This window comes from Stenotrophomonas maltophilia (assembly GCF_047782825.1).
In the GTDB taxonomy this organism is placed as follows: domain Bacteria; phylum Pseudomonadota; class Gammaproteobacteria; order Xanthomonadales; family Xanthomonadaceae; genus Stenotrophomonas.
In genome coordinates this window covers 1,974,291-1,999,195 of the sequence record NZ_CP180589.1, presented here as the reverse complement: position 1 = coordinate 1,999,195, position 24,905 = coordinate 1,974,291, and the positions used below count along the sequence as shown (strand labels likewise).

Here is a 24,905-nt window from a genome sequence, read left to right as displayed (position 1 = left end):
GCACCTTGAGGGAGGGGCCGCGCCCGCGCACCGGCAATGGTGGCGCGGACCTACAACGGTGCAGAGAGGGAGGGAGGTCGACCGGCGCAAGCCGGTCTGCCGCTTCGATGCTGAAGATCATTTGCCTGACGGCTGCCCTGGGGGCAGCGCTGGGAACGACCGCGCACGCGGCCGACCTGGAATTCAACGGCCGCCATGCGCGCGCCGAAGCCGCTGCCAAGGGCAGCTACGTGCTGCATGCGCCCAAGGGAGCGGTGCAGATCGCCGCCGCGCCCATGCGCAGCCAGACCGGCAGCGTCATGTTCGACGCGCTGTTCGCGCTGGCGCAGCAGGAAATGGACCAGGACCGCGTGGATGCGATCCGCGATCCGTCCTTCGATGAAGGCCGCCCGGTGCCGTGCGAGTGCTTCCAGACCGGCGCGCGCTGGCCCTATGTGTGGACCCGCGATGTCAGCTTCGCGGCCGATCTGGCACTGGCGAAGCTGGACCCGCAGCGCACCCGGCAGTCGCTGCAGTTCAAGCTGTCGGCCGCGCGCGACGGCCATACCCCCGGCCTGTTCGTGGCCCAGGACACCGGCTCCGGCGGCAGCTGGCCGATCAGCAGCGACCGCGTGGTGTGGTTCCTGGCCGCGCGCCATCTGCTGGATGATGCGGCCTTCGCCGACCAGGTCTGGCAGGCGCTGCAGGGCACGCTGGCGCAGGACCGTGCGATGGTGTTCGACGCGCAGATGGGCCTGTACCGTGGCGAGACCTCGTTCCTGGACTGGCGTGAGCAGACCTACCCGGACTGGACCCGCGAGAACGTGCGCTTCATCGGCGATTCCTACGCGCTGTCCACCAACGTGCTGCATTACCAGGCCCTGCGCCTGGGCCAGCAGATGGCCGCGCAGCTGGGCGATGAGCGCGCCGAGCAGTACAAGGCCTGGGCCGATGCGCTGGCGATGCAGATCGATGCACGTTTCTGGCGCCAGGACATGGGCCAGTACATGAGCTACATCGGCGAAGCGGCGCACCCGGTGCCCTACGCCAAGGTGGATCTGCTGGGCCTGTCATTGGGCATCCTCGCCGACGTGCTGCCGGCCGAGCGCGCGCAGCGTGCGCTGGCCGCCTACCCGGTCGGGCCGGCCGGCAGCCCGGTGGTGTGGCCACAGGAAGCGCAGCAGCCCATCTACCACAACCGCGCCATCTGGCCGTTCGTCAGCGCCTATTCGCTGCGCGCGGCACGCAAGCTGGATGATGCCCCGCGCATCGCTGCCGAGATCCGCTCGCTGATGCAGGGCGCGGCGCTGGCCGGTTCCAACATGGAAAACTACGAACTGGTCACCCAGGCCGTGCACGTGGACGAAGGCGCGTTGAGTGGCCCGGTGGTCAATTCCGAGCGCCAGCTGTGGTCGGTGGCTGGCTACCTGGCCATGGTGACCGAAGGCGTGTTCGGCGTGCAGGACGATGGCCGCGTGCAGCCCAAGCTGCCGGCCAGCCTGGTGCCGGACCTGTTCGGCAAGCAGCGTCGCATCACCTTGGACGCCAACGGAAAGCGCTACGTGCTGGAGCGGCCGAAGCAGCTGGGCGATGGGCTGCTGGTGGCGGGCAAGGTGAAGACGCGCGGCACCACCACCACCGTGCAGCTGGTGCCGGCCGCGGCTGCGTCACGTGCTGCCGTGGCCAGCGCCGATGCCAATGCACGCGCACCGGCCACCCCGGCCGCGCCTCAGGCCAAGCGCAGCGGCAAGGGCTGGACCGTGGCGGTGGCCGCCGACCAGGTGCTGTGGCAGGACGGCAAGGCGCTGTCGCCGGCCAAGGGCGTGGCACGCGTGGGCGACGATGGCCTGCAGCACTGCCTGAGCCTGACCCGCCGCGAAGGCGCGCTGGAATCGCTGCACAGCCCGATGCTGTGCGTGGGCCCGCAGCAGGTGCTGCGCGGTGACCGCCAGTGGCGCTTCACCACGGCCAAGGCCGGCCAGGTGCGCCTGCGCCTGCAGTACAACAATCCCAACGGGCCGATCAACACCGGCGTGACTGCGGCGGTGAAGCAGTTGAACCTGCAGTGCGCAGGCCAGCCGGCGCAGCGGCAGACGGTCACCCTGCCGCACAGTGTGGCGGTGCAGGAATCGACTGCGGTCAGCTTCGCGGTGCCCAAGGGCCGCTGCACGGTCACCCTGGAAGAAGGCTTCAACATGAGCGCGCTGCAGCACTTCGCGCACTACACCGGCGGCAAGGGCGGGCGCGACGGCGTGCTCAACCAGGCCCAGGTGCAGGCGTTGAAGGTGGCGCCGGTCGCCGCCATCGAGGGCGCACGATGAGCCGCCCCGCCAAGCCGCAGCTGTCGTTCTGGCAGATCTGGAACATGTGCTTCGGTTTCCTCGGCATCCAGTTCGGGTTCGCCCTGCAGAACGCCAACGCCAGCCGCATCTTCGAAACGCTGGGGGCATCGCAGGATGCGGTACCGGGGCTGTGGATCGCCGCGCCGCTGACCGGCCTGCTGGTGCAGCCGGTGGTGGGCTATCTGTCCGACCGTACCTGGACGCGCTGGGGCAGGCGCCGCCCGTTCTTCATGATCGGTGCGGTGCTGACCGCGCTGGCCCTGCTGGTGATGCCGAACTCGCCCACGCTGTGGATCGCCGCCGGCACGCTGTGGGTGCTGGATGCTTCCATCAACGTGTCGATGGAACCGTTCCGCGCCTTCGTGGGCGACCAGCTGGCGCCGCGCCAGCGGCCCACCGGCTATGCGATGCAGAGCTTCTTCATCGGCGTCGGCGCCATCGTCGCCAGCTTCCTGCCCTTCATCCTCACCCACGTCGGCGTCAGCAACACGGCCGCACCGGGCGAAGTGCCCGATTCAGTGCGCTACGCGTTCTACTTCGGCGCGGTGGTGCTGTTGGCGGCAATCAGCTGGACGGTGTTCAGCACGCGCGAGTATTCGCCCACCGAGCTTGCGTCCTTCGACGATGCCGAGCCCCCCGCGCACCACGCCGGTGCTGCGGTGACCGGACCGGCACCGTGGGGCCAGGTCGCGCTGTGGCTGGGCCTGGGCGTGCTGCTGGCGGTACTGATCGCCTGGCGGCAGGGCGACAAAATGCTGTACGTGCTGGCCGGCCTGTGCGCGGGCTACGGCCTGCTGCTGGCACTGGCCCGCGTGTTGCCCGGCCCGCACATGCTGGCGGCCATCGTCGGCGACCTGCGGGCGATGCCGGTGACGATGCGGCGCCTGGCCTGGGTGCAGTTCTTCTCGTGGTTCGCGCTGTTTGCGATGTGGATCTTCACCACCGCTGCCGTCGCCGGTACCCACTTCGGCTCGACCGATCCGCAGTCGGCCGCCTACAACGAAGGCGCCAACTGGGTGGGCGTGCTGTTCGGTGCCTACAACGGCTTCGCCGCGCTGGCCGCGCTGCTGATCCCGCCCATGGTGCGTGCGCTGGGCCTGCGCTGGAGCCACCTGGTGAACCTATGGCTGGGCGGGGCCGGGCTGATCTCGATGATGTTCATCGATGATCCGCGCTGGCTGCTGCTGTCGATGGTCGGCGTCGGCTTTGCCTGGGCCTCGATCCTGTCGCTGCCTTATGCCCTGCTGTCGGACAGCGTGCCGGCGGCGAAGATGGGTGTGTACATGGGCATCTTCAATTTCTTCATCGTGATCCCGCAGCTCGTCGCGGCCAGCGCACTGGGCTTTGCCCTGCGTACGTGGCTGGGTGACCAGCCAATCCACGTGCTGGTGCTTGGCGGCTGCAGCCTGCTGGTGGCCGGCCTGTGCGTGCTGCGGGTTCCGTCCCGTCCGGAGGTGGTGTGATGCGTGGTGCGCTGTCTGTTGCTGTTTCCCTTGCCCTGTTCGCCGGCCAGGCCGTGGCCGCGCCGGGCCCGGCGTATGTCGGCACCACCGAACCGTTCGCCAGCGATGCGGTGTACTTCGTGGTGACCGACCGCTTCGTCAATGGCGATACCGCCAACGACCACCGTGACCAGGGTGGCAAGCACCGCACCTTCGACATTCCGGTGCCGTGCCCGGACAAGGTGGACGGCAACATCGGCTATCTGGGGGGCGACTTCCGCGGCGTGCTGGACAACGCGCAGTACATCCGCGATCTCGGTTTCGGCGCGGTGTGGATCACCCCCATCGTCGACAACCCCGACGAGGCCTTCACCGGCAGCAAGCCGATCAGCTGCACCAGCACGCTGACCGACCGCGGCAAGACCGGGTACCACGGTTACTGGGGCATCAACTTCTACAAGCTGGACGAACACCTGCCCAGCAAGGACCTGGATTTCGCCGGCCTCAACAAGGGCCTGCACGATGCCGGCCTGAAGGTGGTGCTGGACATTGTCGGCAACCACGGTTCGCCGGCCTGGACCATGCCCAAGCGGCAGCCGCAGTTCGGCCAGATCTTCGACAAGGACGGCAGGCTGATCGCCGACCACCAGAACCTGCCGCCGCAGAAGCTGGACCCCAAGCACAACCCCCTGCACGCGTTCTACAACAACATCGGCCCGGTCGACAGCAAGGACGGCTCGATCTTCGATGGCAACCTGGCCGAGCTGTCCGACTTCAACCAGGACAACCCGGCAGTGATGGACTATCTGGTCGGCGCGTACCTGCAGTGGACCGCGCAGGGCGTGGATGCGCTGCGCATCGACACCATCGGCTGGCTGCCGCACCCGTGGTGGCATGAGTTCGTCACGCGCATCCGTGCCGAGCATCCGGGCATGTTCATGTTTGGGGAGGCCTTCGACTACAACGCCGCCAGCATCGCCGAACACACCTGGCCGGCCAACGCCAATGTGAGCGTGCTCGATTTCCCCCTGCGTGGCGCGCTGGAGCAGACCTTCGGCACCACCGGCAAGGGCTTTGAAACGCTGGCCGAACCGCTGCACCTGACCGGTGGCCCGTATGCCAATCCGTACGAGCTGATGAGCTTCTACGACAACCACGACATGCCGCGCCTGCAGGCCAGCGACAACGGCTTCATCGACGCGCACAACTGGCTGTTCACCGCACGCGGCATTCCGGTGGTCTACTACGGTTCGGAAACCGGCTTCATGCGTGGCCGCGCCGAGCATGCCGGCAACCGCGCCTACTTCGGCCAGCAGCGTGTGGACGAGGCCCCGCAGAGTCCGATCTTCGTGCCGCTGCAGCGCATCGCCAAGCTGCGCGAGGCAACCCCGGCCCTGCAGCGTGGCCTGCAGGTGAACGAGCGCCTGCAGGGGGATGAGGCGGTGTTCTTCCGCGTGCTGCAGCACGGCGACGTGGCGCAGACCGCGCTGGTGCTGCTGAACAAGGGCGATGCCGTGCGCACCTTCCAGGTAGACCGCTACCTGCAGGCCGGCACCTGGCGTGACGCGCTGGGCGGCGGCACGGTGAAGGTCAAGCGCCAACTGAAGGCTGACGTGCCGGCACATGGGGTGAAGGTCTATGTGCTGGACGCGGCGGTGAAGCAGCCGGCGCTGCAGGCCGAACTGGACAGGGCCATGGCCGACCAGCAGGCGCGCGACCAGCGTCTGAGGCGCTGAGAGGCCCGGGCCGGGCGGTTGTAGAGCCGAGCCCACGCTCGGCTGCGCTTCGACGGACCGTAGATGGCGGCAGCCGAGCGTGGGCTCGGCTCTACAATAGGCCCCCCTACCTCCCTGTCGCAGCCGCCATGACCGACCTAGCCCCGCAGACCCCGATCGAAACCCTGCTGAAGGCCGCCATGGACGGAGCCGTACCGATCCGCGCCTTCATGGAGGCCTTCGTGGCCTCTGAAGTGGTGTTGCTGACCGGCAGCCTGGTCACCCCCGACGGCAGCGGCTTCGACCCGCTGCTGTTCGACAAGCAGGGCACCCTGCACGTGGCGGTGTTCACCGATCCGGCACGGGTCGGCATCCACAGCCAGCAGGCCCCGCACCAGATCCGCTGGCGGATGCTGGACGTGCTGCACCGCGTGCCCGGTGGCTACGGTGTGGTGGTCAACCCCGGCACCACGCTGGGCTTCGAGATTTCCGCCAGCGGTGTGGGCGAGATCCTGAAGGACTTCGCCCAGGGCTGAGCCGCCGCTGCTGCCCCCTGTAGAGTCGAGCCATGCTCGACTCATCTGGCATCATGCGAACGGCAGTCGAGCAGGGCTCGACTCTACAGAACGGCGATGCCAGGCCAACAGGGAGTGACCATGGAGCTGGAAAAAACACCTGCACCGCGCCATGCGCGCTCCGCCCTGATCTTCCTGATCGCCGCCATCGTGGCCGCGCTGCTGGCCATGCCGGTGCTGCGTGCCGTGGGCATGGTGCAGTGGCCGGTGTTTGTCCTGGCCTGGCTGATCAACCTGGGCGCGGCCTGGCACCTGGGGCAGTGGGCCCGGCAGCAGGGCCGACCGGCCTGGGCCTTCGGTGGGCCAGCGCTGCTGGGTACGGTCGCTTCCATCGTGGTGTATGTGCTGCTGGCGTTGCTGGGCGCTAAAACCGGGGCGCCGCCACGCGGGTGACGCCTCCGGCAGGGGCCGTGCTGCCAGGCATGGCCTGGCACTACTGGCGGGGCGGGTCATGTGCCGGCAGGCCGCGTGTCAGTTGGGCGGCCCCGTCAAGCGCGTTGCGCCAGCGGCTCGCGCCTTCGGATGCAGTGTGCCGAGCATGGCTCGGGACTACAGAGGGGCGGTGCGCGGTGTCGGGAATCAGTTCGGGTAGTAGAGCAGGGCCGAGCCCTCGGCCAGCGCTTCTTCGTAGAAGCCGGCAAAGCCGCGGTAGGCATCGGTGCTGAGTGCTTCCACCTGGAGGCGGCCACAGCGCAGGTCGCGGATCTCATCGAAACCGAACCGTGCGCACTCGGCCTGGGCCAGGTCGAAGGCATCGCGCGCTTCGTCCTGCCGCAGGAACAGCATGGCCCTGTGGTGCGCTCCGATTTCGGGTGCGTTCCATTCGTATCCGGAGGGGCCGGCGTAGCGGCCGGTGAAGCCATAGATCATCACAACCACGTTGCATCTCCCTGCACTTCGTAAACAGGGGTGCCGGCCGAAACCGGCCCCCCGCAGGCGTCACATCGTCACCTTGCGGCGGTTGTCATCGCTCACCCGGTCGATCAGCTTGTTGTACGGATCGAACCCGGCTTCGTCCGGCTTGCTGTCCACTGTCACCGTGATGGTCGGCTCGGCCGTGGTCACGTGGTGGCGCTGCAGGTACAGCACCTTCTGGTCACGTTCCTTGCCCGAGGGGCCGTTGGCGAACACGCCGATTTCGATCCAGTCGTCCAGCGTGGCGGGCGTTTCCTTGCCCTGGTCGTCGGCATGCACCTTGCCAGCGTGCAGCTTCAGGGTTACGTCGTAGCGTCCATCGGCACGCTTCTTCGCGCGCGCTTCCACCAGGCGGTTGTCGTGCAGGGTGATCTTCTCGAACAGGTCGGTCAGCACCTGCTGGCGGTCGGCCGGGGCTTCGGCGCGCAGGTAGTCCACCAGTTCCCGCGAAGTGGTGTAGGGCGGCTGCTGGTAGCCCTTGTCCTGCAGGAAGCGTTTGAGGGCCCGGTTCACGGCCTGCTCGCCCATCTCTTCGCGCAGGCGGTAGAACACCAGCGAACCCTTGTTGTAGTGGATGTACTGCTGGTTCTCCACCCGCTCCAACGGCAGTTCGCCAATGCGCTCGCCACCACGGCCGGCCAGGTAGCGGTCCAGTTCGGTCTTCAGGAACTGGCGCATGTGCGCGCGGCCGTATTCCTTCTCCATCACCATCAGCGCCGAGTACTGCGACAGCGATTCGGACAGCACCGTGGCGCCCTGCACGTTGGCGCCGATCACCTGGTGCGCCCACCACTGATGGGCAATCTCATGTGCGGTCACGTAGAACACGTAATCCACCTTGTCCGGGTCGCGCAGGTCGGCAATGAAGCCGATCGATTCGGAGTAGGGGATGGTGTTGGCGAAGGACTGGGCGAAGCTCTGGTAGCCCGGGAATTCGATGATGCGCACCTGGCGGTGCTGGTACGGGGTGAAGTTGGCCTCGTAGTAGGCCAGCGACTTCTGCACCGCCTCGATCATGCGGTCCACGTTGTAGGGATGGGCCGGATCGAAATACACCTCGATCGGGATGTCCTTGTACATGCCCTTCTTCACCTGCCAGCGTGCCGACAGGTAGGCGTAGAAGTTCAGCATGGGCCGGTCCATCGCATAGTTGAAGCAGCGGCGGCCGTTCACGGTGGCCTCGTGCTGCAGGTAGCCGGGGGCCAGGGCTACCTGGTCCGGTGCAGTGCAGACGGTGGTGCGGAAGTCCAGCCAGTCGGCATCGTCGGAGATGTAGGTGTTGGCCCGCGCCGCTTCGTCTTCCAGTTTCGGCATGCGCGTCGGTTCGCCCAGGCCACGCTTGCGCCGTTCGTTGCGGTCCTGCAGCTCGTTGCCGGCATCGTAGCCGAAGGACGGCAGCAGGTTGCTGTTGAAGAACGTGCCGTTGTCCACGATGTTGCTGGGTGCCTGGCCGGCGGTAATGCCCTTGGGCCGCTGCTCCACGCGGAAGTACACCTGGCGCTGTTCACCCGGTTGCATCGGTCTGGCCAGCCGGTAAATGCGGTAGCCCAGGTCGGCATCGTGGAAGCTGAGGGTCTGCCCGCCCAGGTCAACCTTGACCAGCCTGCGGTCATCCCCCATCGCCACGTGGATATCGCGGATCGGCGCGGCATGGGTGTTGCGCAGCGCCCAGTGGGCATCGATCACCACGGTCTGCGTTTCCGGATGCAGGTCCACGCGGTTGTCGACGGCGTAGATGCGTGGCTGCGGCAGGTTCCGGTACCTGGACAGTTCGCGCTCGTAACGCACCTGCAGGTCGCGCTGCTGGTCCGGTGACTGGAACTCGTTGCGGATGTTGGTGCTCCAGTACAGCCAGCCGCCCAGCGCGACAAAGCCGAGAAGGGAGATGGCGAGGCCGGCGCCGGTCGGGCCGCGCAGGCGGCGCGCTGCCAGTTTCAGACGCTCACGCACGCTGCTGCCCACGCCGCGCACCCAGAATGCGGACGCCAGGAACAACAGGGCGATCAGCAGCAGCGACCAGTAGCCCTGGAACACCAGCTGCCCGGGCAGGAAGTGGCCGTAGCCGTTCATGTCCGAGTACGGCGCGTTGGGCCAGTTGCCGAAGTTGTAGATGTTCTGGGTGAAGTCCAGCAGGCCCAACGCGACCTGCGCGATCATCACCAGGATCAGCAGCGCGTAGCCGAAGAACTTGTTGTTGGTCAGCACCTGCAGGACCAGCGCCATGCCGCCCATCAGCACGTAGAACACCGATCCCAGCGCCAGCGCCTTCAGGTACAGCAGCGGCTCCAGGTGGGTGTAGCCCTGGGCCAGCTGCAGCACCATCGACACCGCTGCGCCGATGGCCTGGAAGCACGCGACGATCACCACCAGCGTGGTGAAGCGGGCCAGCAGCGGCACCCAGTTGGGCACGGGCATGGCGTCGCTCACTTCATTCAGGCGCACCGAGCGATCCTTCCAGATCAGCTCGCCGGAATAGAACAACACGATGATCACCAGCAGCCAGCTGTAGGCGCCCTGCAGCGACGCCAGCATTTCACTGGTCACCGGCCAGATGGGGGTGCCGTACATCACGTTCTGGTGCAGCGCGCCGGGAATGAAGTTGGCCAGGCCCAGCACCAGCAGCACGATGAACGGCACGCTGCGCAGCACGCCCACGGTATCGAAGCGCACCTGGCGCAGGAACTGATGCCAGCCGGTAGCGGCACCAAACACCGGGCGCACACGCGGCGCCACGATCTGTGCCGGCCGCGCGGCATCGGCGTTGGCCACGATCTTGCGGCGGCCCCAGCGGCGGCGCCCGCTGCCGGTGCGTTCGGTACGGAACAGGGTAAAGGTGGCGGCAAACAGTGCCGCGGCCACGCCCAGCCACAGGGCACGGTTGGCCACCAGGTAGCCGGCCACCGCCGGCAGCTGGGTGTTGCTCTGCTCCGCGGCCCAGTAGCGCACGGCACGGCCCAGCGCACGCATGCCCAGCGGTTCGGTCAGCGTGGCGATCCACACGTTGTCGATGTCGCTCAGCAGCGAGGCGCTTACCCCGTACAGCACGAAGTAGCCCACCAGGCCGATGTAGACCCACAGGATGGAGCGGGTCACCGCCGCCAGCAGCGAGAGCAGGGCGGTGGTGAACAGCACGTTGGGCAGTACGATCCAGGTGAAGGTCCAGGCGTAGGCGGCCAGCGAGACCGGCCCGACCCGAGCCTTGTCCACCCATGGCATCAACGGCCCCAGGAAGATGCCCAGCGCGATGATGAGATAGACCACCAGACTGGCGCAGATCGCGGCCAGCAGCCGCCCGGCAAGATAGTCGCGGCGCTTGATCGGGCTGGCGAAGATCAGTTCGGCGGTGCCCAGTTCGAAGTCACGCAGCAGGGCATTGCTGACGAACAGCGTGGACACCAGCATGCCCATCATGGTGAAGATGCCCATGAAGCGCGCGACGACGATCGGTGCATTGCTGTGCACGTTGCCGGCACCGCCACCGATCTGCACGGCTTCGGATGAGGCGGCGGCGAAGGCCAGGGCGGCGAACAGGAAGGCCAGCAGCCACAGCAGCGGGGAGCGGAGCTGCTCGCGCAGCTCGAAGCGGAAGAACGTCAGGATCATGATGTGCTCCGCTCAGGCCGCGCGGGCACGCGCCTGCAGGCGCAGGCGCTGGAAGTAGACATCCTCAAGGTCGGGGGCGACCGCGGCGAAGCCATCACCCGGGTCGCTGGCGCTGTGCACATGGATGACCGGCCGGCCCCCCACCAGGCGCGAGGAAAGCACGACGTAGCGTGCCTCATGGTCGGCCAGCTCGGACGGATCGACCTGCTTGCGCCAGACCTGCTGCTGCAGGGCGTCGATGGCATCAGTGGGGCGTCCGGTCAGCAGCACCTGGCCCTTGTTCATGATGGCCATGGTCGGGCACAGGTCGGTCACGTCCTCCACGATGTGGGTGGACAGGATCACCGCCACGTTCTCACCTATGGCGGCCAGCAGGTTGAGGAAGCGGTTGCGCTCTTCCGGGTCAAGGCCGGCGGTGGGCTCGTCGACGATGACCAGGCGCGGATCGCCCAGCAGGGCCTGGGCGATGCCGAAGCGTTGGCGCATGCCGCCGGAATAGGTGCCCAGCTTGCGCTTGCGGGCGTCCCACAGGTTCACCTGCTGCAGCAGGCCATCGACCACTTCACGGCGCTGCGCGCGCTGGGTGAGGCCCTTGAGCACGGCGAAGTGTTCCAGCAGGTCGAGCGCGCTGACCTTGGGGTAGACGCCGAAATCCTGCGGCAGGTAGCCCAGGCGGCGGCGCACTGCATCCTTGTCGCGCAGCACGTCGATCGGGGCCTCGCCGGGAATGGTCAGCACCGCGCTGCCGCTATCCGCTTCCTGCAGCGTGGCGAGGGTGCGCATCAGCGAGGATTTGCCGGCGCCGTTGGGGCCGAGCAGGCCGAACATGCCGCGTGGGATGTCCAGGGTGACCCCGTTCAACGCGTGCACGCCGTTGGCGTAGGTCTTGGACAGCGAATCGATCTGCAGCATGCGGCGTACACCTCTTCCCTGTGTGAAGCGCCGTTTATCGCGCTGAATACGGCGGCGGTCAAACGCCGTTGGTCATGGGTGCCCGCCTTGGAGAGGCCAGGGGCGGGATGAAATCAACCTGAATACGCCCACGGTGGGTGCGCTGGATCACACGGCGCGTCGACAGGCACCCCGATAGGCTCGGGTGCATCTTCAGAGCCATGCAGGCGCACATGCGGATCGCAACGGGAGTCGAGGGGCTGGACAGCATTCTGGGTGGGGGCCTGCCGCAGGCCCGCCTATTCCTGCTGGAGGGCCCGCCCGGTTCGGGCAAGACCACGCTGTCGCTGCAGTTCCTGCTGGAAGGCCTGCGCAACGGCGAGCGCTGCCTGTACATCACGCTGTCGGAGACTGCCGAGGAACTGCGCGAAGTGGCGGCCGCCCACGGCTGGTCGCTGGACGGGCTGCACCTGTTCGAACTCGGCTCGGCCGAGGGTGCTATGGGCAATGGACGCCTGCAGTCGGTGCTGCACTCCTGGGAAATGGAACTGGACGAGACGATCAACCTGATCACGTCCAAGGTGGACAGCATCGGGCCGACCCGGGTGGTGTTCGATTCGCTGTCCGAACTGCGCCTGCTGGCCCAGGATTCACTACGCTACCGCCGGCAGATCCTTTCGTTGAAGCAGTTCTTCGGACCCAAGAGCGCCACGGTCATCCTGGTGGACGACCTGACCTCCACCGGTGAAGAACGCGACGGGCAGCTGCATAGTCTCTGCCACGGCGTGATCTCGCTGGAGCGGCTGACCCTGGATTTCGGTCCGGCGCGGCGCCGCATGCAGGTGCAGAAGCTGCGTGGTGTCGAATTCGTGGCCGGTTACCACGATATGGTCATCCGCAGCGGGGGGCTGGAAATTTTCCCGCGCCTGATCGCCTCCGAACATCATGGCCGGTTCCTCGGCACGCCTGTCAGCAGTGGCGTTGAAGAGATCGACCGTCTGCTGGGTGGTGGGCCGTTGCGGGGCACTTCCACGCTGCTGACCGGCCCTGCCGGCAGCGGCAAGACCAATGTGGCGCTGCAGTATGTGTGGGCGGCATGCGAGCGCGGTGAGCGCGCGTGCATTTTCGAGTTCGACGAACGGGTGGGCACCCTGCTGGCGCGCGCCAAAGCGCTGGACATCGATCTGCACAAGCACTTGGATACTGGCTTGCTGGAGATCCTGCAGGTAGATCCGGCGGAGGTATCACCGGGCGAGTTTTCATGGAACCTGCGCACCGCCGTCGAGCAGCGCAACTGCAGCGTTCTGGTGATCGACAGCCTCAACGGCTATGTGACGGCCATGCCGCAGGAAAAGCAGCTGATGCTGCAGCTGCATGAAATGTTGTCCTATCTCAACCAGAAGGGCGTGGTCACCTTCATGGTCAACCCACAGCATGGTCTGGTCGGTACCATGTCCACCGGCAGCCTCAATGTGTCCTACATTGCCGACGCCGTCGTGCTGTTCCGCTTCTTCGAGGCCAAAGGCCGCATCCGCAAGGCGATTTCTGTGATCAAGAACCGCGGTGGCGCGCACGAGGACACCATTCGCGAGTTGAAGATCGACGGCCGCGGTATCACCGTCAGCGGGCCACTGGCCGATTTCCAGGGCATTCTCACTGGAACGCCGGAATTCGTGGGTGATGGCGCCGCACTGCTCGGCCAGACCGATGCCCGATAGCGATGGCAGTGGGGCGATTGTCCGTATTGTCGCCCCGTTTGGGCGGGATGCCGAGAGTATCGCAGCGGTACTTGGCGCGGCCGGTCTGGCCACCTCCATAGCTCCCAGCCTGGAAGCCCTGGCCGCTGAGCTGGAGGACGCCACCGGACTGGTAGTGGTGACACAGGAAGCCATGGCGCGTGGCAGCAATGCACTGTGGCCGGTGCTGCAGCAGCAGCCCGCATGGTCCGATCTTCCCTTCATCCTGCTGCGCTCCGCCCGGTCCTACCGCCGCTCCACCCGTGAGCCGCTGCTGCCGGCGTCCATCAACGTGGTTGAAATGGACAGGCCGCTGGGAAGCGTATCGCTCATCAGTGCCGTGCAGGGCGCGTTGCGCGCCCGCCAGAAGCAGTTTCTGCTGCGCGACCAGCTGCAGGCGCTGGCTGACGGCCGAGCCGCGCTGGCACGCAGTGAAGCCGAGCTGCGGTTGATTGCCGATACCATGCCGGTGCTCATCGCCTTCGTCGATACGGCAATGCGTTTCCGTTTTGCCAACACGGCCTACGAAAGCTGGTTCGGCCTGGCCACCGGCGCGGTGATCGGCTGCCACGTGCGCGACATCATCGGCGATGCGGTCTGGCAGCTCCGTCGCCCGGCGATGGAAGCCGCACTGGACGGGCAGGGGGCGGTATTCGAGATCGAGTGGCCGCACCGGCAGCGCGGCCGGCGCGATTGCGAAGTGCGCTACTCGCCACGCCGCGATGCCGAGGGCCGGATCGATGGTTTCCACGTCTTCGTCACCGACATCACCGCCGCCAAACTGGCGCTCGCCACCAGCCAGCAGCACGCACATGCCCTGGAAGCGATGGTGGCCGAGCGCACGCGTGAGCTGGAAGCGCAGATGGCCGCACGCGAGGCCAGCGAAGCGGCGCTGCGGCAGTCGCAGAAGATGGAAGCAATCGGCCAGTTGACCGGTGGCATCGCCCACGATTTCAACAACATGCTGACCGGCATCCTGTCCGCACTGGATATCGTGCGGCTGCGGCTGGAAATGGGCCGGGTGGATGATCTGGCCCGGTTCCTGGATACCGCCACGGCGTCGGGGCAGCGTGCTGCGGCGCTGACCCAGCGCCTGCTGGCGTTTTCCCGTCGGCAGTCGCTGGATTCGCGCCCGGTGGAAATCAACGCGCTGCTTGAATCGGTGCAGCACCTGCTGCGCAGCACCCTTGGGGAAGGCGTGCGCATTGTTGCCCAGCCCTGGGACGCACCGCTGCATGCCACCCTGGATGCGAACCAGTTCGAAAGCGCGGTGCTGAACCTGGCGATCAACGCGCGCGATGCCATGCCGGCCGGTGGCCAGTTGACCCTTCGCACGGCCGATGTCCGGGTAGAGCAGGGCCAGTACCCGTCGGTGCCACCGGGCCGCTACGCCTGCGTGGTGGTGTCCGACACCGGCGCCGGCATGGCACCTGCGGTGGTCGAGCGTGTCTTCGAACCCTTCTTCACCACCAAGCCGATCGGCAAGGGCACCGGCCTGGGCATGTCGATGGTCTATGGCTTCATGCAGCAGTCCGGCGGCCATATCGCCATTGCCTCCAGCGAAGGCGAGGGCACGGTGGTCACCCTGTTCATTCCACTGGACGAAGCGCCCGGGGCGGCGGTGCCGGGCGAACCGGCGGCGCAGATCCGGCGTGGTGCCGGGCAGTCCATCCTGGTGGTGGAAGACGATGCGCAGGTGCGCATGCTGGTGACGGTGGTGCTGGAGGATCTGGGATACCACGCCCAGGTGGTGGGCGATGCCGATGGGGCCCTGCCGATCCTGGCATCGGCACAGGCCATCGACCTGCTGGTGACCGACGTCGGCCTGCCGGGCATGAACGGGCGGCAGCTGGCCGAGATCGCCCGTCAGTCGCGGCCGTCGCTGCCGGTGCTGTTCATGACCGGCTACGCCGAGAAGGCGCAGGAGCGCGCGTCCTTCCTCGACGAGGGCATGGCGATGATCGCCAAGCCCTTCCTGCTGGATGAGTTCAGCGCGGCGGTACGCACTGCCATGCCGGACGCCCCGTAGCGACGAGCCTGCACGACTGCGTTTGCGGCTTTCTATAGAGCCGAGCCGTGCTCGGCTGCTTTTCGCATTTTTGTAGAGCCGAGCCCATGCTCGGCTGCTTTTAGGCTGGGAACAAAGGCAGCCGAGCATGGGCTCGGCTCTATAGAAGAGCAACGACAGCCGAGCGTGGGCTCGGCTCTACATCCGCAGCGACGATTCGCGTACCACCAGCTTCACCGGAATGCTCAGGCTGTCCTCGGGCTGGCGACCGATCAGCGCCAGCAGCTTTTCCACCAGCAGCTGCCCGGCCTGCTTGGTGTCCTGCTGCACGGTGGTCAGGGCCGGCGACACCGAGGCGGCCAGCGGAATATCGTCGAAGCCGGTGACCGCCACATCCTGCGGCACGCGCAGGCCGGCCTCGCGCAGGGCGCGCATTGCGCCGATGGCGATCAGGTCGCTGGCCGCGCAGATGGCATCGATGTGTTCGCCGCGCGCCAGCAGGGCCTGGCAGGCCTCCTGACCGGACGCTTCGGTGGTGATCGCATCGTGCTGCAGCGCCGGGTCGGCGGCCAGTCCGTGCGCGCGCAGCGCCTCGACATGGCCGCGGTAGCGCTCCTCGAATTCCGGGTAATGGCTGGACGCATGGCCGAGGAAGGCAATGCGGCGGCAGCCCTGCTGCAGCAGGTGGGTGGTGATGTCATGCCCGCCCTGGAAATTGTCGCTGCCGATCGACACGCCCGGCTGGCCGGGCAGGGCCGCGCCCCAGCGCACGAAGTGGGTGCCCTGTTCCACCAGCCGCTGCAGACGGTCGCGTGACTGGTGGTAGTCGCCGTAGCCGAGCAGGATGATGCCGTCGGCCTTGTTGCTGTCCTCGTAGTCGGCCTGCCAGTCGGTGGACAGCTGCTGGAAGGACACCAGCAGGTCCTGCCCGTGCAGTGCGCAGGCGCGGGTGATCGAACCCAGCATCGAGTGGAAGAACGGGTTGATCAGCGAATCGTCGTTGGTGGGGTCTTCGAAGAACAGCAGGGCCAGGGTGCCGGCGTTGCGCAGGCGCAGGCTGGAGGCGTTCTTGTCGACCTTGTAGTTCAGCTCGCGGGCGATGCGCAGGATGCGTTCGCGGGTTTCGGCGTTGACCATCGGGCTGCCGCGCAGGGCACGCGACACCGTGGGCTGGGAAACCCCGGCCAGGTGGGCGATGTCCAGGGACGTGGCTTTGCCTTTGATGGTCATGAGCGGTGCGGGCGGGATGATCACCGGATGATGCCATGGGTGGCCGGCGCTGACCCGCCCGCTGTCCTGTCCAGCCGCCGTGGCGGTCAGTCCATGACCGCGCCGCGACCGCGCAGGCACTGTCGCACCGGGGCCTGCAGGCGCGGGCAGGGGCAGCGTCTGTGATGCTGGCCGATCACCCCCCAGGGCAGGCCCGGCAAGGGATCGGGCCGCATTCCGGTCCTCGCCGGGGGCTTCCCTGACCCGGCGCGGGGCGGCGGCGATGATAAGATGCCCCGTTCCTGTATTCCCCCAAATTCATCGGGGGCGGCCCCGGGCCACTGCCTCCTGCCCGGAGGACGTGCTATCTCTGGCGGCTGCCCCTGGACAACGGACGAAGGTACCTATGGCGCGCGGCATCAACAAAGTCATCCTGGTCGGCAATCTCGGCAACGACCCGGACGTGAAGTACACCCAGGGCGGCATGGCGATCACCCGCATCAGCCTGGCCACCACCAGCGTCCGCAAGGACAAGGACGGCAACCAGCAGGAGCGCACCGAATGGCACCGCGTGGTGTTCTTCGGCAAGCTCGGCGAAATCGCCGGCGAATACCTGCGCAAGGGCAGCTCGGTCTACGTCGAAGGCAGCCTGCGCTACGACAAGTACACCGGCCAGGATGGCGTGGAGAAGTACTCCACCGACATCATCGCCGACGAAATGCAGATGCTGGGCGGCCGCGGTGAAGGCGGCGGTGGTGGCAACTTCGGCGGCGACCGTCCGCAGCGCCAGCAGGCCCCGCGCCAGGAGTACGGCGGCGGTAGCGGTGGCGGCCAGCGTGGCGGCGGCCAGGGCGGTGGTTACGGCAACCAGGGCGGTGGCAACCAGGGTGGCGGCTACGGCAACCAGGGCGGCAACCAGGGCGGCGGCTACGGCCAGCAGCGCCCGCAGCAGCAGCCGCAGCAGGCACCGCCGATGGACGATTTCGCTGACGACGATATTCCGTTCTGATTTTCCGCCAGGCTCCCGCCTGCACAGAACCCCGGCAAGGCCCTGCGCCTGCCGGGGTTTTTTTGTTGTAGCGTGGGTGCACATGACACCCTTCCGCCTAGCCACCGTGGCGCTGCTGCTGATACTCGGCGGTTGCGGTGACGCCGGCAGTGGCGTTGGCCAGAGCCACGCTCCGCCTGCTACGCCGCTGGGCCCGTCTGCGCCGGTGTCACGCACGGCGCACTTCCTCATCCACAGCGCGGCCACCCCGGAGCGGACCGCCACAGTCGCTGCCGCCGTGGAAGCGCTGCATCAATCCTATGTCGCCACCGTTGGGCAGCCAGGCAGCGCCGGACCCTTCCAGCTGGTGCTGTACCGCGACCAGGCCGACTTCAAGGCGCACAACCGCAGCAGCCCGTGGGCCGAGGCGTACTACCGGCGGCCCTACGCCTTTGCCTACCCCGGCCAGGGCGATGCGCCGCACCACTGGATGCTGCATGAGGTGACCCACCAGTTGCTTGCCGAAGCCAGTGGCCTGGCGCCACGGCGCTGGATGAACGAGGGCATGGCCTGCTATTTCGGCGCCAGCCGCCTTGCCGGAGGAACTCTGCACGCGGGCGTGCCGGACCCGGCCGGTTATCCGGTCTGGTGGCTGGGCGACCTGCAGTTCGACAGCGCCGGCCGCCCCCGCCTGGACGATGCGCCGTTGCCTTCCCTGCAGCAACTGGTGGAGGACAGCGGGCCGCCGGTCGCTGGGCACGTGAACGGGTACTACGTTGCGTGGTGGAGCCTGGTGCACTTCCTGATGGAGGGCGATGCGCGGGCCCATCGCCAGCAGACTCTGGAGCTTCTGCGTGGCGGCGCTGATCCGGTGGCGTTCCGGCAGCGGATTGGCCGCTACGCCGACATCGAACCGCGCTGGCACCAGCACCTGCGCGCGCTGGCCACCGCCCAGGGCGAAGCGGAGAGGCGCTGAGCCACGGGCGCGGCTGGCAGCCGCGACCACTGCCGCTACAATCGGCCTGCGCGCGGGGTGCGCCGGGGGAACGCCGATGAACGCTGCCGGGGAGCGGGAGCACACACTGCTGGTCGAAGACGATCCAAGCATGCAGCAGCGCCTGAAGGCCCTGCTGCAGGCTGGAACCGATCGTGTCGCGTCGGTGCAGGTGGCGGGCAGTCTGGCGCAGGCACGGGACTGGCTGGCGCGGCAGCCGCCGCTGCACACCGTGGTGCTGGATCTGGGCCTGCCCGATGGCAGCGGCCTGGAACTGCTGGCCTGGCTGCAGCAGCACCGGCCGGAGGTCGACTGCGTGGTGGTGTCCAGCTGGAGTGATGAAAGCGTCGTGCTGGACGCCCTGCGTGGTGGCGCGGTCGGGTACCTGCTGAAGGAGCGCGACGACGATGAGCTGCGCGCGGCGCTGGCCAGCATCGCCCGCGGTGGTGCACCCATCGATCCTTTCGTTGCGCGTGGCCTGCTGGCACTGCTGCCTGCGCCGTCACCCGTGGTGGCCGCGGTGGAGCCGGCGGAACCGGTACCGATCACGCCGCGCGAAACCGAAATCCTGAAATGGGTCGCGCAGGGCCACAGCAATCGCGAGATCGCGCAGGAACTGGGGCTTTCACCGCTGACCATCGAAAGTTACACCAAGAGCATCTACCGCAAGCTGGCGGTGGGCTCGCGCACGGCGGCGGTATTCGCGGCCCGGCAGCACGGCTGGCTGCAATGAGGCTGCGCTGGGCGCGGTGGACATGGCTGCCTGCGCTGCTGTTGCTGCTGTCCGCCACCGCTCTGGCAGCGGCACCGGAGCCGCGCACCCTGCTGCAGGCCGAAGCGGTGGCGTCGGACTGGCAGGCCCGGCAGCCACCGGCCCACGGCTGGACACCGGTGGCGCTGCCCGATCTGTGGACCACGCGCTGGCCCGGCCACGACGGCGTGGTCTGGTACCGGCTGCGCTGGCAGCAGCAGGGCGACGCCCCCATTGGGCTGCTGCTGGACTACGTCTGCCTGGCCGATGCGGTGTATCTCAATGGCAGCCTGATCCACCGTGATCCATCCCTGGTCGAGCCGCTCACCCGCAGCTGGGTACGCCCGCAGTACATGCTGCTGGACCGGCCGCTGCTGCGCGACGGGCAGAACGAACTGCTGGTGCGCGTCTCCGGCCTGGCGGCCTACCAGCCGGGATTCGGCAAGGTGCTGGTAGGGGCGCCGGAGCAGGTGCAGGCCCGCTATCGCGCGGCCATGCTGTGGCGTCACGACGCGCAGCTGTTCGCGGTGGCCGTCGGCCTGGTGCTGGGCGCACTGTTCGGCCTGTTCTGGCTGTTCCGCCGCGAGCAGACCGTCTATGGCTGGTATGCGCTCAGTGCGTGGCTGTTTGCGTTGTATGGCTGCAACTACATCGTGACCCGGCCGTGGCCGTTCACCCGCACCGACGGCTGGCAGGCCTTCGTCGCGGCGCTGTACCTGGCAGCGGCCTGCAGCTTCGCGCTGTTCCTGCTGCGCTACTGCCGCCTGCGCCGGCCCTGGCTGGAGCGCACACTCGGTGTAGCCAGCCTGCTGGCCTTCGCCGCGGCGCTGTTGTGGCCGCAGATGGCCGGGCCGAACCGCTTGCCGGCGGTGCTGCTGGGCGGTGCCGTGTATTACTGCGGCATGGTGATGTTCATCGTGCATGCCTGGCGCGGCCAGGACAGCAATGCGCGCCTGCTGGCTGCGTGCCTGCTGCTGCCGTTGCTGACCTCCGCACATGATTTCCTGGTGTACTTCGGCGTGCTGCCGGCACGCGCCTACCTGCTGGCACTGACCTCGCCGCTGACGATGATCGGGCTGGGTTCGGTGCTGGCGCATCGCTTCGCCGTGGCGATGCGTCGCATCGAGAATTTCAATGAAGAGCTGCGCGTGGAAGTGGATGCAGCGACCCGGCTGCTGGGACAGACGCTGCAGCGCGAGCACCAGCTGGCGCTGACCCATACCCGTGCCAGCGAACGCCTGCAGCTGGTACGTGATCTGCATGACGGCTTCGGTGGCAGCCTGGTGTCCACGCTTGCCGCGCTGGAGCAGGGGCCGCCGACGCCGGAATCGATGCGCGCGGTGGCGTCACTGAAGGAACTGCGTGATGACCTGCGGCTGGTGATCGACACCACCGCGCACGAACAGGATCTGGATCTGCCGGCGCTGCTGGCATCGCTGCGCCATCGCTGGACGCAGCGCTTCGAACGCGCCGGTGTGGCCATGCACTGGAAGCTTGACGGACTGGCCGGCCTGCACCTGGGCCCGGCACGCAGCCTGGACCTGCTGCGCTTCCTGCAGGAGGCGCTGACCAATGTGCTCAAGCATGCGGCCGCCGCCCGGGTGCAGGTACGGCTGCAATGGGATGGCCGCACCCTGCAGGTGCAGGTCAGCGACGATGGCCGTGGTTTCGACGTGGCCTCGGCCACCGCTGGCGCCGGGCTGGCCAGCCTGCGCGCACGTGCCCATCGCCTGCGCGCCGAGTTCATCCTGCAGGCACGGCAGGGGCAGGGCACCCACCTGTCGCTGTCGCTGCCGCAGCCGGCCCTGCAGACCGCGCCCCCCTGATTTCGGGGATGCCCCTCGCGCCAGCCTGGGCCTAGCATGCAGCCGCGTGCCTGATGGCGGCGGGCTGGTGCAGCGGCGGGGAACGTGTGATGGCGATCGGGCGTGCACAGGCGCATCGGGGGCGCCACACCCACGGTGCACCGCACCGCAGGCATGTGAATGGGAACAACCGCTGTATCCACGTTGCCCTGCTGGCCGGCGGGTATGACCGGTGGCGGAGGCATTCACTTTCCTGCAGGAGTGAGGCATATGTCGCTACCCGGCAACAAGGTCACCATCAAGGACAGTTCGCGCACCGTGCTGGGGATGCAGTTCGTTCCCGGTTCGGTGGTGGTGTCCAAAGGGAAATCCTTCGATGGCACGGTCCGCATCCGCCAATCCGGCCTGGACTTCATCCTGGTGCTCGAGGCCGAGCGCAGCGGCACGGCGGCCGTGGCCAAGGCGTTCAACACCGCGTGTGGCGGCGGTCCCTACGAATACGCCCCCAGCGGCGGAGGCGGAGGTTCGCCGGACAAGCTCAATTTCTTCTTCGCCGTGGACGTGGAATGCGTGGTCGCGCAGGGCCAGGGCCATGCCCGCATCTACCTGGCGCAGGGTCACCACGGCGCCGAGAACAACTGGTGGATCGGCGGGAACGGCGTGCTGTCCGCAGGGCCCAGCCTGAGCGTGGCGGTGGGCGGCACCGAGCTGGTGCTGCCGCTGTCAGGAACCCACGATTCGTTCGAGCTCAAACCCGGAAAGATCCGCTGACCCTCGATCAGGATGAGGAAACGATCATGTCAAGCAAGAACGTAGTGCGGATCACCGACAATTCCGGCGCTCTGCAGAGCATCCGCTTCGACGGTGATATCGCCGTGCCTTCGGGGCAGTCACACGATGACACGGTGACGGTGCAGAAGAGCGGCAACGAATACACGGTGACCTTCCATTGCGATCGCCATGGTTCATCGGACGTGGCCAGGACGTTCAACAGCCGCTCTGGCGGCAAGGGGCACGCGTTCCCAGGCAGTTCGCATGACAGGACGCCGGGCAAGCTGAACTTCACCTTCAAGCTGCTGCTGGTGTTCAAGACCCAGCGTGGCGAGGGCCGGGTGTCGATCAATGTGGGGCAGGGGCACCGCCCAGGCGTGAACGACTGGTGGTTGGGTGCCCCCCAGATCGACAGCAACCGGAAGGTGCTGGATGTGCCGGTGGGCGAGGATGCTGCATTCAAGCTGCAGGTGCCGTTGTCCGGCACGCACGACAGCTTCACGTTCAGCGCAGCGGCGATCAAGCCGCATTATCCCATCCAGCACGTCTTCGTGCTGATGCTGGAAAACCATTCGTTCGACAACATCTTCGCCATGTCCGGCATCGAGGGCATCATCAAGGCGACGCCGCAGGACAACTGGAACGACTACCAGGGCACGCGCTATCCGGTGGTCGATGGTGCGCCGGTGGCAATGCCGACCGATCCGGGGCACGAATTCGAGGATGTGGTGGAGCAGCTGGCCGGACAAGGGGCACGCTACCCCAAGGGGGGGCCGTATCCGCCGATCGACGGTTCCGGTTACGCGGCCAACTACGCGAAGGTGCCGCACACCGCCGCAGGCGAACGGGGCAAGGTCATGGCCTGCTTCGACACTCCGCGCCAGCTGCCGGTGCTGCAGGCACTGGCCGAGCAGTACCTGCTGTGCGATCGCTGGTATTCGTCGATGCCCGGGCCGACCTGGCCCAACCGCTTCTTCGTGCACGGGGCCTCGGCCAATGGCCTGGACCATAGTCCGTCCAAGCTCGAGTTGGTGGACTGGGCCGCGCTGCGCGGGTTTGCCTACCCGAATGGTTCCATCTTCGATGCGCTGCGCAGTTCCGGCATTCCCTACCGCGTCTACCAGGACGAGCACAGCAGCTTCGCGCGCCCGCATGGCCACATCTTCGACGGTGGCAACATCACCCAGGCTGCCGCCATCAGGGGGGTGAGTGCGTTGAAGGTACGTGATGTCATGCACCTGGCCAAGGACCTGGCCGGCGACTACGAGCCGGCCTACACCTTCATAGAACCCAACTACGGCAACGTGCTGCTGGAAACCTATCGCCACGGATCATCGCAGCACCCGATGGACGAAACCTGTGGTGCCGAGGGCCTGGTCAAGCATGTCTACGAATCGATCCGCAATTCACCGCTGTGGCCGAACAGCCTGCTGATCATCACCTACGATGAACATGGCGGCTTCTACGACTCGCAGCCGCCGGTCACGTTGCCTTCGCCCGGTGACCAGCGGCCCGGCAAGCCGGGGCTGTCCGAACATGGGTTCGGCTTCGGCGTGTCCGGTGTGCGGGTGCCGACGCTTGCGATCTCGCCGTGGTTGCCGGCGGCGGTGGACAGCACGGTCTACGACCATGCGTCGGTGCTGGCGACACTGGAGGCCCTGATGGGCCTGACGCCGCTGACCGAACGCGATCGGCAGGCGGCCTCGCTGGTGCCGCGGCTGCTGCGTGCGGCGCGTGCCGACTGCCCGCATACCTTGCCTGCACCGGTGCCACCGTCTGCCGAGTACCTGGCGCAGGCCATGGACAGCGTTGCGTTGGCCGCCCTGTCCGCGCGGGCAGCCGAACCTCTGCCCGAGCAGGGCAATCTGCCCGGCGTGTTGGCGATTGCCTTGAAGACCGAACTCGAATTGGCCGGGGATGACGCCGTGGCGCAGGCCGAGGCGCTGCAGCGCTACCGGCAGCTGAGTACCCGGGGCGAGGCCCATGCCTACCTGCAACAGGTGCAGGGCCAGGTGGCTGCGCTACGTATCGAGCGTGCAACCCACCGGGCTGGATTGGAATCGGACCCGATGTAACGCAAAGCGGGGCGGGGGGGGCGCACATCGTGACGCGCACTCCCCGCCACCGCGGGCGCAGGCGACCTTGTCGTTGTGCTGCGCAGCATGTGTTTTCGTGCAGCGCGTCTTGCAAAAAAAAGAAAACCTCCCTTATGGTGCAATCGATTGCATTGCGGTGATTGGTCAGCGTTTGCACCGGTTGGGAGGCCGGGTAGTGGATGTCCATCCATTCAGTTGAACCGGTGCCGGCGCCGGGGTTCACGCGGCGCGACGCGCTGCGCATCGCAGTCGCCGGCAGCCTTGGTCTGGCCACTGCAGGGGCGGGGGCGCTGCCGTCGGTGGCCGCCGCCACGCCGCTCAAGGGCCGCTTGAAGCAGTCTGTGGCGCGCTGGACGTTCCCCCAGCAGTCGGTGGCCCAGCTCTGCCAGACGGTGAAAACGCTCGGGTTTGGCGCGATCGACCTGGTGGGGCCGGACGACTGGCCCACGCTGAAGGCCCATGGCGTCTACAGCGCCATGTGCAACGGTGCCGAGCTGGGCCTGACCAAGGGCTTCGCGGGCCGTGCATTCCACGATGAACTGGTGGCGCGCTACACGCGCCACATCGACCTGGTGGCCGATGCCGGTTATCGCAACCTGATCTGTTTTTCCGGCAACCGCAATGGCATGGATCCCCAGCAAGGCCTGGCCAATGCCGAGGCGGGGCTCAAGCGCATCCTCGGGCACGCCGAGAAGCGCGGCGTGGTCCTGGTGATGGAGCTGCTGAACTCCAAGGTCGATCACCTCGACTACCTGTGCGACCACTCCGCCTGGGGCGTGGCGTTGTGCCAGCGGCTGGGCTCGGACAACTTCGGCCTGCTCTACGACATCTATCACATGCAGATCATGGAAGGCGACATCATCGCCACCATCGGCAGGCACCACGCATTCTTCAAGCATTACCACACTGCCGGCGTGCCGGGCCGGAACGAGATCGGCGATCAGCAGGAACTGAACTATCCGGCCATCTGTCGCGCGATCCGCGACACCGGCTTCGATGGGTATCTGGCGCAGGAATTCACGCCTGCAGCGCCCGATCCCGTTGGCTCATTGCGCGAGGCGATCCGTCTCTGCGACGTCTGAAAC

The 24,905-nt window shown here is 67.2% G+C and carries 18 protein-coding genes; 14 read left to right on the top strand and 4 right to left on the bottom strand.

Features of this window, described 5'->3' with window-relative positions; genetic code table 11:
• Positions 1-107: 107 nt before the first annotated feature.
• The 5 genes from ACM2ZB_RS09250 to ACM2ZB_RS09230 all read left to right on the top strand — a co-directional run bounded on the left by ACM2ZB_RS09250 (position 108) and on the right by ACM2ZB_RS09230 (position 6,446).
• On the top strand, positions 108-2,300 hold the full coding sequence (locus ACM2ZB_RS09250) for a Six-hairpin glycosidase-like protein (RefSeq protein ID WP_416058273.1): 2,193 nt from the start codon (positions 108-110) through the stop codon (positions 2,298-2,300).
• Positions 2,297-3,784 carry an MFS transporter gene (locus tag ACM2ZB_RS09245; protein WP_416058272.1) on the top strand — a complete coding sequence of 496 codons (1,488 nt, stop codon included), beginning with the start codon at positions 2,297-2,299 and terminating at the stop codon, positions 3,782-3,784. Before ACM2ZB_RS09250 ends, ACM2ZB_RS09245 begins: the two co-directional genes overlap by 4 nt.
• A complete protein-coding gene (locus tag ACM2ZB_RS09240) occupies positions 3,784-5,499 on the top strand; it encodes an alpha-amylase family glycosyl hydrolase (protein ID WP_416058271.1) in 1,716 nt (571 codons plus the stop codon). The genes ACM2ZB_RS09245 and ACM2ZB_RS09240 overlap by 1 nt, the downstream gene beginning before the upstream one ends.
• 128 nt (positions 5,500-5,627) lie before the next feature.
• Positions 5,628-6,014, top strand: coding sequence for an SseB family protein (locus ACM2ZB_RS09235; protein WP_416058270.1), 387 nt, complete (start codon positions 5,628-5,630; stop codon positions 6,012-6,014).
• A 120-nt stretch (positions 6,015-6,134) separates the two neighbouring features.
• A complete protein-coding gene (locus tag ACM2ZB_RS09230; protein WP_416058269.1) occupies positions 6,135-6,446 on the top strand; it encodes a hypothetical protein in 312 nt (103 codons plus the stop codon).
• A gap of 186 nt (positions 6,447-6,632) precedes the next feature.
• Here ACM2ZB_RS09230 and ACM2ZB_RS09225 read toward each other — a convergent pair whose 3' ends face one another.
• Genes ACM2ZB_RS09225 through ACM2ZB_RS09215 form a run of 3 tightly spaced genes read right to left on the bottom strand, consistent with a single transcriptional unit; the run spans position 6,633 to position 11,483 of the window.
• Complete coding sequence (locus ACM2ZB_RS09225) at positions 6,633-6,932, bottom strand: hypothetical protein (protein WP_416058268.1); 300 nt, start codon at positions 6,930-6,932, stop codon at positions 6,633-6,635.
• Positions 6,933-6,992: 60 nt separating this feature from the next.
• Positions 6,993-10,571 (bottom strand): M1 family aminopeptidase, encoded by a 3,579-nt coding sequence (locus ACM2ZB_RS09220; RefSeq protein ID WP_416058267.1) that lies wholly within the window; start codon positions 10,569-10,571, stop codon positions 6,993-6,995.
• 12 nt (positions 10,572-10,583) lie between these two features.
• Positions 10,584-11,483: an ABC transporter ATP-binding protein gene (locus ACM2ZB_RS09215; protein WP_416058266.1), complete on the bottom strand. Its 900-nt coding sequence runs from the start codon at positions 11,481-11,483 to the stop codon at positions 10,584-10,586.
• A 200-nt stretch (positions 11,484-11,683) separates the two neighbouring features.
• On the opposite strand from ACM2ZB_RS09215, the gene ACM2ZB_RS09210 reads away from it, so the two are divergent.
• Together ACM2ZB_RS09210 and ACM2ZB_RS09205 are read left to right on the top strand one after the other, a co-directional pair.
• Complete coding sequence (locus ACM2ZB_RS09210; RefSeq protein ID WP_416058265.1) at positions 11,684-13,180, top strand: ATPase domain-containing protein; 1,497 nt, start codon at positions 11,684-11,686, stop codon at positions 13,178-13,180.
• Complete coding sequence (locus ACM2ZB_RS09205; protein WP_416058264.1) at positions 13,170-15,227, top strand: ATP-binding protein; 2,058 nt, start codon at positions 13,170-13,172, stop codon at positions 15,225-15,227. The genes ACM2ZB_RS09210 and ACM2ZB_RS09205 overlap by 11 nt, the downstream gene beginning before the upstream one ends.
• 177 nt (positions 15,228-15,404) lie before the next feature.
• Here the strand turns inward: ACM2ZB_RS09205 and ACM2ZB_RS09200 are convergent, their stop codons facing one another.
• Complete coding sequence (locus ACM2ZB_RS09200) at positions 15,405-16,436, bottom strand: LacI family DNA-binding transcriptional regulator (protein ID WP_416058263.1); 1,032 nt, start codon at positions 16,434-16,436, stop codon at positions 15,405-15,407.
• Between the two features lie 385 nt (positions 16,437-16,821).
• Here ACM2ZB_RS09200 and ACM2ZB_RS09195 point away from each other — a divergent pair, with 385 nt between their 5' ends.
• The 7 genes from ACM2ZB_RS09195 (at position 16,822) to ACM2ZB_RS09165 (ending at position 24,902) form a co-directional block, all read left to right on the top strand.
• Positions 16,822-17,424: a single-stranded DNA-binding protein gene (locus ACM2ZB_RS09195; protein WP_416058262.1), complete on the top strand. Its 603-nt coding sequence runs from the start codon at positions 16,822-16,824 to the stop codon at positions 17,422-17,424.
• Positions 17,425-17,506: 82 nt separating this feature from the next.
• Positions 17,507-18,379: a hypothetical protein gene (locus tag ACM2ZB_RS09190; protein ID WP_416058261.1), complete on the top strand. Its 873-nt coding sequence runs from the start codon at positions 17,507-17,509 to the stop codon at positions 18,377-18,379.
• A gap of 76 nt (positions 18,380-18,455) precedes the next feature.
• Complete coding sequence (locus ACM2ZB_RS09185; RefSeq protein WP_416058260.1) at positions 18,456-19,130, top strand: response regulator transcription factor; 675 nt, start codon at positions 18,456-18,458, stop codon at positions 19,128-19,130.
• The gene (locus ACM2ZB_RS09180; RefSeq protein ID WP_416058259.1) at positions 19,127-20,974 is read left to right on the top strand and encodes a sensor histidine kinase; all 1,848 of its coding nucleotides are present in this window, start codon (positions 19,127-19,129) and stop codon (positions 20,972-20,974) included. The genes ACM2ZB_RS09185 and ACM2ZB_RS09180 overlap by 4 nt, the downstream gene beginning before the upstream one ends.
• A gap of 249 nt (positions 20,975-21,223) precedes the next feature.
• Positions 21,224-21,724: a hypothetical protein gene (locus ACM2ZB_RS09175; protein WP_313435247.1), complete on the top strand. Its 501-nt coding sequence runs from the start codon at positions 21,224-21,226 to the stop codon at positions 21,722-21,724.
• A 26-nt stretch (positions 21,725-21,750) separates the two neighbouring features.
• A complete protein-coding gene (locus ACM2ZB_RS09170) occupies positions 21,751-23,799 on the top strand; it encodes an alkaline phosphatase family protein (protein ID WP_416058258.1) in 2,049 nt (682 codons plus the stop codon).
• Positions 23,800-23,999: 200 nt separating this feature from the next.
• Positions 24,000-24,902, top strand: a complete 903-nt coding sequence (locus tag ACM2ZB_RS09165) for a hydroxypyruvate isomerase family protein (protein WP_416058257.1) — start codon at positions 24,000-24,002, stop codon at positions 24,900-24,902.
• The last annotated feature ends 3 nt before the right edge of the window (positions 24,903-24,905 follow it).

What these genes read in the sequence shown, in the direction of transcription:
- ACM2ZB_RS09240 (WP_416058271.1), top strand. Translation starts at nt 3,784, where the DNA reads ATGCGTGGTGCGCTGTCTGTTGCTGTTTCCCTTGCCCTGTTCGCCGGC.
- ACM2ZB_RS09180 (WP_416058259.1), top strand. Translation starts at nt 19,127, where the DNA reads ATGAGGCTGCGCTGGGCGCGGTGGACATGGCTGCCTGCGCTGCTGTTG.
- ACM2ZB_RS09190 (WP_416058261.1), top strand. Translation starts at nt 17,507, where the DNA reads ATGACACCCTTCCGCCTAGCCACCGTGGCGCTGCTGCTGATACTCGGC.
- ACM2ZB_RS09165 (WP_416058257.1), top strand. Translation starts at nt 24,000, where the DNA reads ATGTCCATCCATTCAGTTGAACCGGTGCCGGCGCCGGGGTTCACGCGG.
- ACM2ZB_RS09210 (WP_416058265.1), top strand. Translation starts at nt 11,684, where the DNA reads ATGCAGGCGCACATGCGGATCGCAACGGGAGTCGAGGGGCTGGACAGC.
- ACM2ZB_RS09250 (WP_416058273.1), top strand. Translation starts at nt 108, where the DNA reads ATGCTGAAGATCATTTGCCTGACGGCTGCCCTGGGGGCAGCGCTGGGA.
- ACM2ZB_RS09175 (WP_313435247.1), top strand. Translation starts at nt 21,224, where the DNA reads ATGTCGCTACCCGGCAACAAGGTCACCATCAAGGACAGTTCGCGCACC.
- ACM2ZB_RS09230 (WP_416058269.1), top strand. Translation starts at nt 6,135, where the DNA reads ATGGAGCTGGAAAAAACACCTGCACCGCGCCATGCGCGCTCCGCCCTG.
- ACM2ZB_RS09215 (WP_416058266.1), bottom strand. Translation starts at nt 11,483, where the DNA reads ATGCTGCAGATCGATTCGCTGTCCAAGACCTACGCCAACGGCGTGCAC.
- ACM2ZB_RS09245 (WP_416058272.1), top strand. Translation starts at nt 2,297, where the DNA reads ATGAGCCGCCCCGCCAAGCCGCAGCTGTCGTTCTGGCAGATCTGGAAC.
- ACM2ZB_RS09235 (WP_416058270.1), top strand. Translation starts at nt 5,628, where the DNA reads ATGACCGACCTAGCCCCGCAGACCCCGATCGAAACCCTGCTGAAGGCC.
- ACM2ZB_RS09220 (WP_416058267.1), bottom strand. Translation starts at nt 10,571, where the DNA reads ATGATCCTGACGTTCTTCCGCTTCGAGCTGCGCGAGCAGCTCCGCTCC.
- ACM2ZB_RS09200 (WP_416058263.1), bottom strand. Translation starts at nt 16,436, where the DNA reads ATGACCATCAAAGGCAAAGCCACGTCCCTGGACATCGCCCACCTGGCC.
- ACM2ZB_RS09205 (WP_416058264.1), top strand. Translation starts at nt 13,170, where the DNA reads ATGCCCGATAGCGATGGCAGTGGGGCGATTGTCCGTATTGTCGCCCCG.
- ACM2ZB_RS09195 (WP_416058262.1), top strand. Translation starts at nt 16,822, where the DNA reads ATGGCGCGCGGCATCAACAAAGTCATCCTGGTCGGCAATCTCGGCAAC.
- ACM2ZB_RS09185 (WP_416058260.1), top strand. Translation starts at nt 18,456, where the DNA reads ATGAACGCTGCCGGGGAGCGGGAGCACACACTGCTGGTCGAAGACGAT.
- ACM2ZB_RS09170 (WP_416058258.1), top strand. Translation starts at nt 21,751, where the DNA reads ATGTCAAGCAAGAACGTAGTGCGGATCACCGACAATTCCGGCGCTCTG.